This is a genomic window from Comamonas sp. UBA7840 (assembly GCF_002501455.1).
In the GTDB taxonomy this organism is placed as follows: domain Bacteria; phylum Pseudomonadota; class Gammaproteobacteria; order Burkholderiales; family Burkholderiaceae_C; genus Comamonas; species Comamonas jiangduensis.
Genome location: NZ_DLTI01000016.1, coordinates 42553 through 56167, shown reverse-complemented (window position 1 = coordinate 56167; position 13615 = coordinate 42553). Strand labels below are relative to the sequence as shown.

The window sequence follows — 13615 nt, the reverse complement described above, 5'->3', positions numbered from 1 at the left end:
GGAGAGGATTAGAAAGGGATAAAGCTCAAAAAGAAACGGGACAACCAGCCAATTGCCTGCGCTGAATTTTGCTGGCCGCGGCCACGCGATTCCACACGCACATTGGCCACTTGGGTGGAACTGATGATGCTGTTGGGTGCCAGCAAATAGGGATCCACCGTGCCGGTAAAACGCAGCACATCCACGTTCTGGTTCACGCCGATTTGCTTTTCGCCGGTGACCAGCAAGTGACCGTTGGGCAGCACTTCCACCACCGTGGCCGTGATAGAGCCGGTGAACGTGTTGGCGCTGGTGGTGCCGCCACCGCCTTCAAAGTCGGTGTTGGAGCCTACGCCCAGCTTGCCGAGCTTTTGGGCCGTGCCCAGTGCGCCGCCGGTCAGCCCTGGCAGGTCTGTAATGCCTGCAGACATTTTGCTGTCGCGGTTGACTGTGGACGACGATTGCTGGCTGGCGGTGACCTTCTCTGCAATCTGGATGGTCACCAGGTCGCCCACCAGGCGTGCGCGGCGGCTTTCAAACGGGGGGCGGTAGCGATTGGCCTGAAACAGCCCACCGGTTGCCTGCGCTTGGGGCTGTGGCACGGCAATCGCCGTGGCTGGCAGGGGTTTGGTTTGGTCGTGCAGTTCTACGGGCGGCGGCTCGTTGAAGGCGCAGCCGCTGACCACCAAGCTGGCAGCCCCCCACAGCACAAGGCGTGGCGCGCGCTGTGCCAGCGCGAAAACAGGGTGGGTGGGGTGAGAGGCGGCGGACATAAGCGCTCCGAGAAAAACAAAAAAAGAGCTGCTTGCGCTTGTGTTTAAAAGGTTTTAGATGGTTTTGGATCTGAAAACCTTGTAAATCAATCGCTAGCTGCTCTGATTATCAAAGTGAAATTACAGCTGCGACAGCTTGGCCAGCATCTGGTCGCTGGTGGAGATGGCCTTGGAGTTCATCTCGTAAGCACGCTGGGTCTGGATCATTTGCACCAGCTCTTCCACCACGTTCACGTTGGACGATTCCAGAAAGCCCTGCATCACTGTGCCCAGATTGTTGGTGCCGGGGGTGCCGGTTTGTGGGGCGCCCGAAGCCGCACTTTCGCGGTACAGGTTCTCACCAATCGGCTCCAGACCCGGCGCGTTGACGAAGGAGGCGGTATTGAGCTGGCCGATTTGCTGGGGCTGTGCCTGGCCGGGCAGCGTCACCGATACGGCGCCCGAGCGGCTGATGCTCAGTTTGGTGGCGTCTTGCGGCACGGTAATGCCGTCCAGCAGCGGGTAGCCGCCGGCGGTTACCAGTTGGCCGTTGGCGTCCTTGCTGAACGTGCCGTCACGGGTGTAGGCGGTGGTGCCATCGGGCATTTGCACCTGGAAGAAACCGTCGCCGCTGATGGCCACGTCCAGGTCTTTGCCGCTTTCCAGGGGCGTGCCTTGGGTGAAATTGCGGGTGGTGGCCACGGTGCGCACACCCAGGCCCAGGTGCATGCCGGTGGGCAGAGTGTTTTGCTCGTCCGCTTGGGAACCCACCTGGCGCAGGTTCTGGTAGATCAAGTCTTCAAACACCGCGCTTTGGCGCTTGTAGCCGGTGGTGGAGACGTTGGACAAGTTGTGCGAGACCACGTCCATCTGCGTCTGCTGGGCAGACATACCAGTCTTGGCAATCCACAGGGAATTCATCATGGTGAAGTTTCCTTCCGTATTCGTTAGTGATCGGCTTTAGCCGTTCATGCTCAGCAGTTGGCTGGCGGTCTTGTCGTTGGTCTCGGCGGTGGTCAGCAGCTTCATTTGCTGTTCAAACTGGCGCGAGGCGGCGATCATGCCGACCATGGCTTCCACCGCATTCACGTTGGAGCCTTCCAGAGCACCCGCCACCATGGTGGCGTTGGCGTCTGCGGGCAAATCGCCTTGGGCGTTGCGAAACAGGCCATCATCGCCACGCTTGAGGGCCTGCTCCATATTGGGGGTCACCATCTTCAGGCGACCGATGTTGATGGGGTCTTGCCCATCCAGGGTGGCCACCACCGTGCCATCGCCGCCAAAGCTGATCTTGGCGTTCTGGGGCACATCCACGGGTGCACCGCCATCGGTGAGCACGGGCAAGCCGGTAGCGGTGACGAGCTGGCCGTCCGCAGTCACTTCCAGTGCACCGTTGCGGGTGTAGGCCTCCAGACCATCCAGGCCTTGCACGGCGAACCAGGAGTTGCCGCGCGCCATCAGGTCGGTGCTTTTGCCGGTTTGAATGGCCGGGCCTGCTTGCTCCAGGTAGCCGGAGGTGGCGTCCAATCCAAAGACACGCGTGCTGGAGCCCTGGCCTTCCAGCGGCACCGAACGGAAGGTGCTCAGCTCGGCACGGAAACCCGTGGTCGAGACGTTGGCCAAGTTGTTGGAAAGCACCGCCTGCCGTTGCGCAGCGGCGTTGGCGCCGGTCATGGTGGTGTAGATGATGCGGTCCATGTATTGCTCCTAGTCGCGCGTGTTCACACTGCTTAGCGCAGGTTGACCAAGGTCGAGAAGATTTGGTCTTGGGTCTTGATGGTCTGGGCGTTGGCCTGGTAGGCGCGCTGCGCAGTCATCATGCCCACCAGCTGGGCAGTCAGGTCGACGTTGGACTCTTCCAGCGCGCTGCCCTGGATGGTGCCGAAGCTGCCGGAGCCTGCCGCGCCATAGATGGCTGGGCCAGAGTCGCTGGAAGCCACCCAGTTGTTATTCCCATCGGGCTGCAGGCCCTGGGTGTTGGTGAATTTGGCCAGTGCAATCTGTGCCTCAGGGCGGGTGATGCCGTTGGAGTAAGTGGCCATCAAGGTGCCGTCCGAACCCACGTTCACCGATGTCAGCTCGCCCGAGGCGTAGCCATCTTGGGTCAATCGAGCCACCGAGAAAGCGCTGCCCAGTTGGGAGACGCCGCTCAGGTCGATGGAAACATTCCAAGGGCCTGGATTGGGGTTGTTCGGGTTGGTGGTTTGCACTTCAGTGGTCAAAGTAGTGCCAGCAGGTGCGTTAAAGGTATGGGTGTCGATGTAGCCTGGGTCTCCGGGGGCTACGCCATTGGCGTCGGTTCCTAAGCCAGCATAAGTGGAAACGCCTTGCAATTTGCCGGTGGAGTCAAACGTCAGCTGGCCAATCGGTGCATCCGTTGGATTGAGGCTGTCATACACCGTCCAGGTATTGCCATCAGTTTTTTCAAAGTACATGGCCAACGGCGTGGCCATACCTTGTTCGTCAAACACTTCCAGCGATGTGCCATAGGTTGCACGAGCCGGTGCGGGCACAGCGTCTTGGTTTACGCGTGCATCCAGGTTAATAGTGGCTTTGACGTTATCGGTTTGCTTTGCAGCAATTGGGGCGCCGGTGGGGAACACCAAATTGCTCAGTGCCACACTGGTGCGCACGCCAGTGTCCGGATTGATTGCATAGCCTTGCACTTTATCGCCGTTGACGGTGACCAGCTCGCCGGATTTGTTCAGTTGGAACGCGCCGTTGCGGGTGTAAGCAGTGCCGGTGCCGGTTTGCACGACAAAGAAGCCATCGCCATTGATCGCCATATCCAGGCCATTGGCGCTGGGGGTAATCACACCTTGGGTGAACTGTTGCGAAACGGCGGCCACGCTCACACCGATGCCGGTGTTGTTGGTGCTGGCGGCACCCATGGCGCTGGCGACCATTTCATTGAATTCAGCGCGGGAATTCTTGAAACCCACGGTGTTGCTGTTGGCGATGTTGTGGCCAATGACGTCCAGGTTTTTGCTGGAAGCGTTCAGGCCGGAAAGTCCGTGATGGAAACCCATGATTAGCTCCTACGAATTTAGAACACAGCCTTGACGCTGTTGTAGTTAACGCTGCTGCCATTAGCCAGCTCAAGCATGAGCGAACCATTGCTGATGCTGGTGGCAACCACGGCGTTGGGGGACAGGGTGGTGGCTTTGACGGTGGCATCGCCATTGGTGGCGGTGACCTTGAAGCGCAGATCCATGTTGTCGCCGGTGTAGTTGCTGCCGTCCCATGTAAAGTAGTTGCGACCGGAGGCTGCAGTGCCCAGATCCATGGTGTCTACCAACTGGCCGGAAGCGGTAGTGATGGTGACGGTGACATTGGCGGCAGAGCCTTCCAAGTCAAAGCCTGCAGTGCCGCTCAGACGGGTGCTGCCGTCTTCGTTTTGCGAGGCAGCCAGACCCAGCTGGTTGCCTTCGGAGAGCACAGTGTGGCCAATCATGGACGCGCCCTGCAGCATTTGCATGGACGAGAACTGGTTGGTCACGCTGGAGACGGTGTCGTTGAGCTTCTCGATGCCGCTGACGGTGCTGATTTGCGCCATCTGCGAGGTCATCTGTGCGTTGTCCATGGGGCTGGTGGGATCTTGGTTTTTGAGCTGGGCAACCAGCAAAGTCAAAAACTGATCCTGCATATCGGCAGCCGATGTGGCGCTGCCAGCTTTGTTTGCGGACGAGGTGGTGTTGGATACGCCGGAAATCATGTGCGCCTACTTTCTGTACTTATTGGCCCAGCTGCAGTGTTTTGAGCAGCAGCGACTTGGCGGTGTTCATGACTTCCACGTTGTTCTGGTACGAACGGGAAGCCGAGATCATGTTGACCATCTCATCGACGGCATTGACGTTGGAGTGGGTGACGTAGCCTTGTTCATCGGCCAGCGGGTGCTCAGGGTTGTGCACGCGGCGGCCGGGGGTGTTGTCTTCCGTGATGTCTTTGACCTTCACTCCTGCAGAGCCCTCGGGGCCCATGGGGTGGGTTTGGAAGACGACTTGGCGAGCCTTGTACGACTCGCCATCGGGGCCGGCGACGGCATCCACGTTGGCCAAGTTGGAGGCCACCACGTTCAAGCGCTGCGATTGCGCGCTGATGGCACTGCCTGAAACGCTGAAGATAGAAAACATAGACATGGCTGTTACTTCCTTGTGTCAGTGCGACTTACTGGCCAGTGATGGCGCTGAGCATGGTTTTGGACTGGCCATTGAGAAAGCGCAGCGTGGCTTCATAGCGCACGGCGTTATCCACAAAGTTGGCGCGCTCGCGGTCCAGATCTACGGTGTTGTTGTCCAGGCTGGGTTGCGATGCCAGTGCATAGCCCAAAGGGCCTTTGCCATCGGTGCCGAATTTTTCGGTGGGCAAAGGCATATGCTGGGTATGCGTCGTGCTGGCAGCTTGCAAGGCTTGGCGCACGGAGCCGTTTTCGCCCTGCGCCGCCTGCAGGGTTTTGGCGAAATTGAAGTCGCGGGCTACGTAACCGGGTGTGTCGGCGTTGGCAATATTGCTGGAAATCACACGCTGGCGCTCTGCGCGCAACAGCAGCGCATCGCTGTGGAAATCCAAACGACTTGTCATTTTGTTGAGCATGTGAATCCTTGCAAGAGATGAAAACGACAACGGGCTGCACCTGACCTCGACGGACTTCGGTGCGTGCAGCGATTATGGAAATTCGGGCGTTTTGCTAAAGCGCGAAGAAAGCGGGGTTGCAGGCGTACTTTGGCGCTTAGCAGGGCGGCATCTTCTCTACAGTGCGTGTCATGGTTGATTCTGTTTTTCCGCTTTCTTTGACCGCCTCGCGCATGGCGCGTGCAGTGGTGCGCGCTGGTGTGGGTTTGCTGGTGGCCGTGAGTGCCTCGACGGTCTGGGCAGAAGATTTGGCAGACATCAGCAACCAGTGGCTGCAAGGTGCGCTGGCGCAAACGGAGGCGCAGCAAAGCATGCCGCTGCGCATGGAAGTGCAGGTGGGAAAGCTGGACCCGCGCTTGAACCTGGCCCCCTGCCTGCGCGTGGAGCCCTATCTGCCCAGCGGCAGCAAGCTGTGGGGGCGCACCCGCATAGGTATGCGTTGCGTTGAAGGCGCCAAGCCCTGGAATGTGTTCATGCCCGTGACCATCAGGGCGTTTGGCCCGGCCTGGGTGCTGGTGAACAACGTCAGCATGGGAGAGGTGCTGACCCATGAGCATGCGATGCAATCTGAGGTGGACTGGGCGGAGTCGCCGCATTCCATCATCGCGTTGCCGGATGACTGGGTCGGACAAACGGCGGCGCGCAACCTGACCGCAGGCATGGCATTGCGCCAGACCATGGTCAAAGCGCCAGAAATTTTCAAGCCCGGCGCTGGCGTGAAGGTGGTGGTGCAAGGCAGCGGGTTTGCGGTGACTTCATCGGGCAAGGCCTTGGAGAGCGGCTCGGCCGGGCAGAATGTGCGCGTTCGCATGGAGAATGGCCGCACCGTGATTGGTACCGTCAATCAGCAAGGCGAAGTCGTTGTTGCACAGTGATACAAGCTTTTGAAAGAAAATCCTCAAGTTCCTTCTTGGGCGGTCGATAGCTAGACTACAGAGCCCTTGAGCGGGCAATTGGAGTAGGAAATGAAGGTCGGACAAAATACCAACGTTGAAATGCTGGCAGCCAAGTTGCAGCAAAACGCCACACAGCAAGCCCAGCAAAGCAAGAGCGGTACCGCCAGTGAGGTGGTGCAGCAAAGCCGCGCGAATGCCGCAGGTGTACCCGTGACCGTATCGAACTCGGTGCGTTCGCTGGATCAAAATTCCAAGTCTTCGTCGGATGTGGACATGGCCAAGGTCAATGCCATCCGCGAAGCCATTGCCAACGGCACGTTCAAAGTGAACGCCAGCGTGGTGGCCGACAAGATGCTGGTCGACGCCGCAGGCCTGCTGGGCGCCAGCCGCATTTAAGTTTTCTACGGGCGCTGTGCGCCGGTGCTGGCCTTCCGACCTTCGGCCTCACTGGTGTCTAGCGCCCGAACTCCGTCTCAACCCGCTCAACAGCTGATCTCCCCATGCAACTTCGTGAAGCTCTGGAACAAATTGACGGCATGATCGACTTGGTCAATGCCTTGGTGCTGGAAAACCAGCCTGAATCCACCGAACACGCCATTCGCCAGTTGCGCGACGGCATGCAGGCCTTTGCCGGGCTGGCGCAGCGCTTTGGCCCTGAGCAATTTACGCCCGAAAACATTGCACGCATGCAAGCCATGTCCGAGCGCATGACGCAAATGCGCGGCCATATTGCCAAGGTGTCGGCGATTGCCGCGCAGCAACTGGCCGCGTTGATGCCCGAGCAGTCCATCAGCCACACGTACGGCGGCAGCAAGCAGCCGGGCAATGCCGCTTCGGTGGCGCGGCTGTATCACATCAGCGGCTAACAAGTTTTCATTACATAGCCGCTGGCGCTTGTATAGCTTGGCTTTTCATATGAAATTGTGTTGAAAGCAAGTCTAGAAAAGCGCTAACAGCTATCAAAAAATATTCTCATAAAAAAAGCGCCTTGTCAGGCGCTTTTTTTATGGTGGGTGCAAAGCCTGCTGCGGCGCTTTAGTGGGCGCGCATCTTGGTGCGCAAACGGGCCACGGCCTGGCTGTGCAGCTGGCACACGCGGGACTCGGTCACTTCCAGCACGGCGGCAATCTCCTTGAGATTCATCTCGTGCTCGTAGTACATGCCCATCACGTATTTCTCGCGCTCGGGCAGATTTTCAATCGCGGCGACCAGGGCTGCACGCATGCGCTCATCGCGCAGCATGGCGAAGGGGTCGGCAGAGGCGTCGGCCACGTAACGGTCCAAAAAGCTGCCGCCATCATCTTCACCGGGGGAGATGTCTTCCAGATAAATTAGCTGCGTGCCGCGTACTTTGGAGAGCATGGACTGGTATTCGCCCAGTTCCAGCTCCATCGCACCGGCGATTTCGGACTCTTTGGGCGCGCGCCCCAGCTCTTGCTCCAGCTTGTGGATGGCGCGCTCGATGTCTTTTTGGCCTTTGCGCGAGCTGCGGCTCATCCAGTCGTTGTCGCGCAACTCGTCCAGCATCGCGCCGCGGATGCGCTGGCTGGCAAAGGTTTCAAATTGCACACCTTGGCTAGATTCGAAGCGGGACAGGGCGTCGGCCAAACCAATCATGCCAACCTGGATCAGGTCATCGAGCTCCACGTTCGGCGGGAGCTTGGCAATCATGTGTTGTGCGATGCGACGCACCAGCGGGGCATGCTGGCGAATCAGTGCATCGCGATCCAACTGGCCATGGGCGGTGTACATGGACTCAATGGCTCCACACAGCAGACGATGAAGAAAGGGCGGAAGATCCGGCGGTGGCGGCCTCTTGGGGCGCGCACACAGTCTCCGAATGCTCCAGACATTGTAGGGCCCAGCGTTGCAGCTGGCGGGGCTGCAGGGGATCGAACTGCTCGGACAAGGGCTCAGTATGCAAATGGTGCATGGCGCACTGTGACAGCGACTTGAGCACCGTATCCAGGCCATAACCGGCAGGGCGCATGGCGACCAAGCGCGGCATCAGGCCACAGCCGATGAACATGTGCTTGAGCGCACGGTAGCTGCTCAGCACATTGCGTGACTGCGCAGGCACCAGCTGAATGGGGGTGTGCGTGCAGCCTTGCAGCATGCCAGACAGCAGCGGTGCGGGTGCCCATAGCACCACCAGCGCATGGTTGCGTACGTAGCGGTAGAGCAAATCCAGCGGGCGCTCGCCCGTGATGGAGGCTTTGTGCTGCAGCTGTACCATGCCGCGTGCGGCAGGCAATGTGGCCACGCTCAGTGGGTTGTGCAGGTCTGCCGCCAGCGCACTGAAGGCATAGCCCTGGCGCGGTTGCAACATGTCTTGCAGGCCGGGGGCTGCATCGGATTCCTGTTCTGTGCCATCCAAGACCACCACCGGGTAGCCTTGCTGCTGCAGGTGCGCGCAGGCCATCCACACGGCGGTAGCGTCTGCGTTGTCGCCCGATGGCACCACGGGCAGCACACGCAGCGACGACTGCGCGCCTTGCCAGTGCAAGCCTGTTCCTTGGTGCCATGCGTTCTCAAGCATGCAGCGCTCCGTGGGCTGTGCCCGACGAGGATTCGGTGAAGTAAAAGTCCATGTCCAGCGTGGAAGGGTCAAACGCGGATTTGGTGTGCGCCCGCATGGAGGTGGCAACCAACTCGTTGGCATGGGCGCGGGCAAAATCTTCCGGCACGCGCTGGCCATTGGTGATGCCGCGCAGCACCAGCTGGTGGCGAATCAGCGCGTCCAGGGCCGGGGCCAGTTTGACGGCCTCATCCACCTTGGAGAGGATGGCTTGTTTGCAGCCCACGCGCTTGAAGGCCGCCAGGGCCTCGTCCAGCGTGTCGCCGTGCGCGCCGGCGTTGGCCACCAGCAAGCGCTCAATGCCTGGCAGGTCCAGCACTTCCAGAATGTCGTCCTTGCGCGGGTCGCGCGGCGCCACACCGGTGGTGTCGATGATGACCATTTTTTTGCCCGCCAGCAGGCCCAGCAAATCTTGCAGCGCGGCCTTGTCGTGTGCCAGGTGGGCCACCACGCCCAGCATGCGACCATAGGCTCGCAGCTGCTCGTGGCCGCCGACGCGGTAGGTGTCCAGGGTAATCAGGCCCACGCTGTTGGGGCCGTGCTTGGCCGCGCACAGCGCAGCCAGCTTGGCGGCGGTGGTGGTTTTACCCACACCGGTGGAGCCCACCAGCGCAAACACACCGCCCTTGTCCCAGATCGGCGCATCGGCGCTGTCGGTGCGCAGATTGCGCTCCAGCACCTTGACCAGCCACTTCATGGCCTCGGCAGGGCCGGCGTCTTGCGGCAGGCGTTCCATGATGGTGCGCGACAGGGCGGGCGAGTAGCCGGAGCGAATCAGCTTGAGCATCAGGTTGCTGTGCAGCGGATTGGCGCGGGTCTGGTTCATCCAGGTCAGGGTGTTGAAGCGCTCTTCAATCAGCTCCTTGACGGATTGCAGCTCGTTCAGCAAGGCAGGCGTGGCTGCCGGTGCCGCCATCGCCGTCTTGCGGGGCTGCTCTGTGGGCAGCTCCACGGCCAAGCCACGCAGCGGGTTGTGCTTGATCACGGAAGGCGCCTTGGGCAGCGGCGCGTTGTCACGCACGGCGTCCAGACGGTTTTTGCGTGCAAACGTGGGCATGGCTTGCGGGGCGACTTCGCCGCTCATCTCTTCATTGCGGCGGCGCAGCATGCGCTCGCGCACATAGTCCTGGAAAGACAGGGTGCTCATGGCCAGTTGCTCGGTGTCCTCTGCCACGCTTTGGCGTGGATTGGCCTTGACCACGGGCTTGGACTGCAGCAGCGCATCCATGCGCAAAGGCGCCTTGGGGGCTTGCTTGGGCGCACGGGTTTCATCCGCTTCGCGCGCCTGGATGGCGGCCATCAGGCCGGGGCTGGTCTGGCTGCCTTGGTCCAGCTGGCCCAGTGCATCTTCTGCGGTGGCCATGACTTCTACGCCGCCGGGCGTAGGGCGATTGGACAAAATCAGGGTGTGGTCACCGAAAACGGCACGCGCCTTGTCCAGGGCCTCACGGGCAGTGGGGGCTATGAAGCGTTGGATGTTCATGCGTTTGCACCTTTAAGAATGGGGCCGATGCGGATGGTGTGGGTCTCGGGGATCTCGCTGTGCGCCAGCACTTGGAGACGCGGAGCCACACGGCGCACCAGGCGTGCGATGGCGTTGCGAATGGCGTCCGGCACCAGCAAGCAAGCGGGCAGGCCCAGCTCTTCTTGCTTGTTGGCGACTTCGGCCGCGCGTTGGGTCAGCAGGTCTGCCACACCGGGGTCTAAGGAGGGCGCTTGGGGGTTGGCCAGGGCTTGCACCAGCAGGCGCTCCAGGCCGGGTTCAATCGCAATCACATTCAACTCACGGGTGGGGCCGTAGATCTGCTGCACGATGGCAGGTGCCAGTGCAATGCGCACGCGGCGGGCCAGCTCTACGGGGTCTTGGGTCTGTGTGGCGTGCTCGGCCAGTGTCTCGATGATGGTGCGAATGTCACGGATGTGCACAGCATCCTCCAGCAACAGCTGGAGTACTTTCTGGAACGCAGTGATGGACACCATTTTGGGAATAACTTCTTCGATCAACTTGGGCGCGGTTTTCGCCACGTGCTCCACCAGTTGTTGCACCTCGTTACGGCTCAACAGCTTGGCAGCATGCATTTGCATCAAGTGTGACAAATGTGTCGCCATCACAGTTTCCGAATCAACGACGGTAAAACCAGCCATTTGTGCCGCTTCCTTTTGGCGCTCGTCGATCCAGTGCGCGGGCAGGCCAAAGGCAGGGTCGGTCGTGGGTGTGCCAATCAGCGGCGTGGTGATGCCACCGGGGTTGATCGCCAGGTACATGCCAGGGAAGGCTTCGCCTTCGCCCACCATCACGCCGCGCAGCGTCAGGCGATAGGCGCTGGGCTTGAGCTCCAGGTTGTCACGCACATGCACGGCGGGGGGCAAAAAGCCCACTTCCTGCGCAAACTTGCGGCGCACGCCCTTGATGCGGGTGAGCAAGTCGCCCTGGCGCTTTTTGTCGACCAGTGCAATCAGGCGGTAACCCAGCTCCAGGCCCAGCAAGTCCACAGGCTGCAGGTCGTCCCAGGTGGCTTCGGTGTCTTGCTGCGGCGCAGCCAGTGCGCCGGGCGTGGGAGCTTCGGTCGTGCCTGCCTTGCCTTGCTCTGCCTGCTTTTGGGTCTTGCGGTACACCGTCCATGCGCCGTAGCCAAATAAAGCGCCCATCGCCAAGAACACGGTGTGGGGCATGTTGGGGATCAGGCCCAGCATGATCAAGATGGCCGAGGTAATGGCCAGCGCGCGGGGCGAGGCCATCATCTGGTTGGAAATTTGCTTGCCGGTGTTGTTGTCTTTGCCTACGCGCGAGATCACCATGGCGGATGCCACCGAGATCAGCAGGGCAGGAATCTGGGCCACCAGCGCATCACCAACGGCCAGCAAGACGTAGCTGTTGGCGGCGTCACCTGCACTCAGGCCGTGCTGTGCCATGCCGATGATAAAACCACCGACGATGGTGATGATCAAAATCAAAATGCCGGCCATCGCGTCGCCGCGCACAAATTTGGAGGCGCCGTCCATCGAGCCAAAGAAGTTCGCTTCTTCTTGCACTTCGGCACGGCGGCGCTTGGCTTCTGCTTCGTCAATCAGGCCCGCGTTCAAGTCCGCATCCACGGCCATTTGCTTGCCGGGCATGGCGTCCAGGGTAAAGCGTGCCGACACTTCCGCAATACGCTCGGCGCCCTTGGTAATCACCACAAAGTTAATCACCACCAAAATCGCAAACACGATCAGGCCCACAGCAAAGTTGCCGCCAATCAGGAAGTGGCCAAAGGATTCAATCACCGCGCCCGCAGCGCCGGGGCCGGTGTGCCCTTCCAGCAGCACCACGCGGGTGGATGCCACGTTCAGCGACAGGCGCATCAGCGTGGTAAGCAGCAGCACCGAGGGGAAGGCCGAGAAGTCCAGCGGGCGCACCATGTACGCAGCAATCATCATCACCATCAAGGCGGTGGCAATGTTCAGCGTAAAGAAGGTGTCCAGCATCCATGGCGGCATGGGCAGCACCATCAGCGCCAGAATGGCAATCACCAAAATAGGCGCAGCCAAGCCCTGGAATGCCAAGCCGTTCTTGGTGCTCCAGGTTTGCAGGTTTTTGAACAAGGCGGTGTTCATGGTGGCAGTGCTTTCTAACGCTTAAGGCTTTGCAGCCGCAGCACGCTTAGTGTGCGGATCAAGTTCTGGGGGCACGTGGGGCTGAGGCAGCTCACCAGGTGCAGGTGCCTCGCCGCGCATGGAGGCTTTGAGGCGGTATACATAGGCCAAAATCTGTGCCACGGCGGTGTACAGCGTGGAAGGAATGGACTGGTCAATCTCTGCGTGGGCGTACAGTGCGCGGGCCAGCATGGGCGACTCCAGCACCGGAATGCTGTGCGCCTTGGCCACTTCGCGAATCTTGAGCGCTACCAAATCGGCACCCATGGCCACCACCTGCGGCGCAGCCATGGTGGCTTCGTCATAGCGCAAGGCCACGGAGTAGTGGGTGGGGTTGGTCACCACAAAATCTGCCTTGGGCACGGCAGAAATGCTGGCGCGCTGGGAAATTTCGCGCTGCTTTTGGCGGATCTTGCCTTTGAGTTCGGGGCTGCCCTCGGACTCTTTGTGTTCTTGCTTGACCTCTTGGTGGCTCATCTTCAAGCGCTGCAGGAACAGCACTTTTTGCAATGGCACATCAATCATGGCTACCGCAAACACCACCACCAGCAGCATGATCAGGCCGCTGATGATCCAGTCACCCACCTGGCCCAAAGCCGCTTGGCCGCCCAGTGCCGGAATGCTGGCCAGCTCCACGATGCCCGACTTGATATGGAACCAGCCCACGGTGGCCAAAATCAACATCAGCGCCACGTTCTTGAGGGCGGTCACCATCTGCTGCTTGGAGAAAACGTTGCCCAGACCCGAGATGGGGTTGATGCGCTTGAACTGCGGCATGATGGGCTTGAGGCTGTAGATCCAGCCGCCGGACATCAGCGTCGTGATGATGGAGACCGCGTTGATGGCCAGGGCAAAAATCACGCAGCCCAGAATGCCCACCACGGCCATATCCACCAGCCGCTCCAGCATCAATTGCGGCACCAGCACCGTGTCCGCGCTGAAGGACATCTGCTTGCTCATGGCAATGCGCAAATGCTGCATCAGGGTGGGGCCGCCCATGATCACCATCAACGAGCCCATGCCCAACACCGCCAGGTGGCCGAGATCGCGCGAACGCGATGTCTGCCCGTCCTTGCGGGTTTTCTGTAGCTTCCTTTCGGTTGCTGGTAGGGATTTGTCTTGGCTCGATTCCATGGTGGCAT

General features: G+C 60.3%; 15 protein-coding genes. 3 read left to right on the top strand and 12 right to left on the bottom strand.

Going from position 1 to position 13615, the window contains the following annotated elements; translation table 11 throughout:
• Positions 1-8 precede the first annotated feature (8 nt).
• The 7 genes from B3R00_RS04860 to flgB all read right to left on the bottom strand — a co-directional run bounded on the left by B3R00_RS04860 (position 9) and on the right by flgB (position 5324).
• The gene (locus B3R00_RS04860; protein WP_219163589.1) at positions 9-752 is read right to left on the bottom strand and encodes a flagellar basal body L-ring protein FlgH; all 744 of its coding nucleotides are present in this window, start codon (positions 750-752) and stop codon (positions 9-11) included.
• A gap of 120 nt (positions 753-872) precedes the next feature.
• On the bottom strand, positions 873-1655 hold the full coding sequence (gene flgG / locus B3R00_RS04855; RefSeq protein ID WP_286997766.1) for a flagellar basal-body rod protein FlgG: 783 nt from the start codon (positions 1653-1655) through the stop codon (positions 873-875).
• A 36-nt stretch (positions 1656-1691) separates the two neighbouring features.
• Complete coding sequence (flgF, locus tag B3R00_RS04850; protein WP_174862247.1) at positions 1692-2429, bottom strand: flagellar basal-body rod protein FlgF; 738 nt, start codon at positions 2427-2429, stop codon at positions 1692-1694.
• A 32-nt stretch (positions 2430-2461) separates the two neighbouring features.
• Complete coding sequence (flgE, locus tag B3R00_RS04845) at positions 2462-3760, bottom strand: flagellar hook protein FlgE (protein WP_286997765.1); 1299 nt, start codon at positions 3758-3760, stop codon at positions 2462-2464.
• A gap of 17 nt (positions 3761-3777) precedes the next feature.
• Positions 3778-4446, bottom strand: coding sequence for a flagellar hook assembly protein FlgD (locus tag B3R00_RS04840; RefSeq protein WP_286997764.1), 669 nt, complete (start codon positions 4444-4446; stop codon positions 3778-3780).
• Between the two features lie 19 nt (positions 4447-4465).
• Positions 4466-4870 carry a flagellar basal body rod protein FlgC gene (flgC, locus tag B3R00_RS04835; protein WP_286997763.1) on the bottom strand — a complete coding sequence of 135 codons (405 nt, stop codon included), beginning with the start codon at positions 4868-4870 and terminating at the stop codon, positions 4466-4468.
• 28 nt (positions 4871-4898) lie between these two features.
• A complete protein-coding gene (flgB, locus tag B3R00_RS04830) occupies positions 4899-5324 on the bottom strand; it encodes a flagellar basal body rod protein FlgB (protein WP_284214384.1) in 426 nt (141 codons plus the stop codon).
• A gap of 170 nt (positions 5325-5494) precedes the next feature.
• Here flgB and flgA point away from each other — a divergent pair, with 170 nt between their 5' ends.
• The 3 genes from flgA (at position 5495) to B3R00_RS04815 (ending at position 7125) form a co-directional block, all read left to right on the top strand.
• Positions 5495-6238 carry a flagellar basal body P-ring formation chaperone FlgA gene (gene flgA, locus B3R00_RS04825; protein ID WP_286997762.1) on the top strand — a complete coding sequence of 248 codons (744 nt, stop codon included), beginning with the start codon at positions 5495-5497 and terminating at the stop codon, positions 6236-6238.
• Between the two features lie 90 nt (positions 6239-6328).
• A complete protein-coding gene (gene flgM, locus B3R00_RS04820; RefSeq protein WP_286997760.1) occupies positions 6329-6655 on the top strand; it encodes a flagellar biosynthesis anti-sigma factor FlgM in 327 nt (108 codons plus the stop codon).
• 104 nt (positions 6656-6759) lie between these two features.
• Entirely contained in the window at positions 6760-7125 is a 366-nt protein-coding gene (locus tag B3R00_RS04815; protein WP_219163596.1) for a hypothetical protein, read from the top strand.
• 169 nt (positions 7126-7294) lie between these two features.
• Here B3R00_RS04815 and B3R00_RS04810 read toward each other — a convergent pair whose 3' ends face one another.
• From B3R00_RS04810 to B3R00_RS04790, 5 genes are read right to left on the bottom strand one after another with little or no spacing between them, the layout of a single operon-like run.
• Positions 7295-8011, bottom strand: a complete 717-nt coding sequence (locus B3R00_RS04810) for an RNA polymerase sigma factor FliA (RefSeq protein WP_174862257.1) — start codon at positions 8009-8011, stop codon at positions 7295-7297.
• 4 nt (positions 8012-8015) lie between these two features.
• Positions 8016-8798: a hypothetical protein gene (locus B3R00_RS04805; protein ID WP_286997757.1), complete on the bottom strand. Its 783-nt coding sequence runs from the start codon at positions 8796-8798 to the stop codon at positions 8016-8018.
• The gene (gene flhF / locus B3R00_RS04800; RefSeq protein ID WP_286997756.1) at positions 8791-10320 is read right to left on the bottom strand and encodes a flagellar biosynthesis protein FlhF; all 1530 of its coding nucleotides are present in this window, start codon (positions 10318-10320) and stop codon (positions 8791-8793) included. The genes B3R00_RS04805 and flhF overlap by 8 nt, the downstream gene beginning before the upstream one ends.
• The gene (gene flhA / locus B3R00_RS04795) at positions 10317-12434 is read right to left on the bottom strand and encodes a flagellar biosynthesis protein FlhA (protein WP_286997755.1); all 2118 of its coding nucleotides are present in this window, start codon (positions 12432-12434) and stop codon (positions 10317-10319) included. The genes flhF and flhA overlap by 4 nt, the downstream gene beginning before the upstream one ends.
• 21 nt (positions 12435-12455) lie before the next feature.
• Positions 12456-13607, bottom strand: coding sequence for an EscU/YscU/HrcU family type III secretion system export apparatus switch protein (locus B3R00_RS04790; RefSeq protein WP_286997754.1), 1152 nt, complete (start codon positions 13605-13607; stop codon positions 12456-12458).
• Positions 13608-13615: the final 8 nt, after the last annotated feature.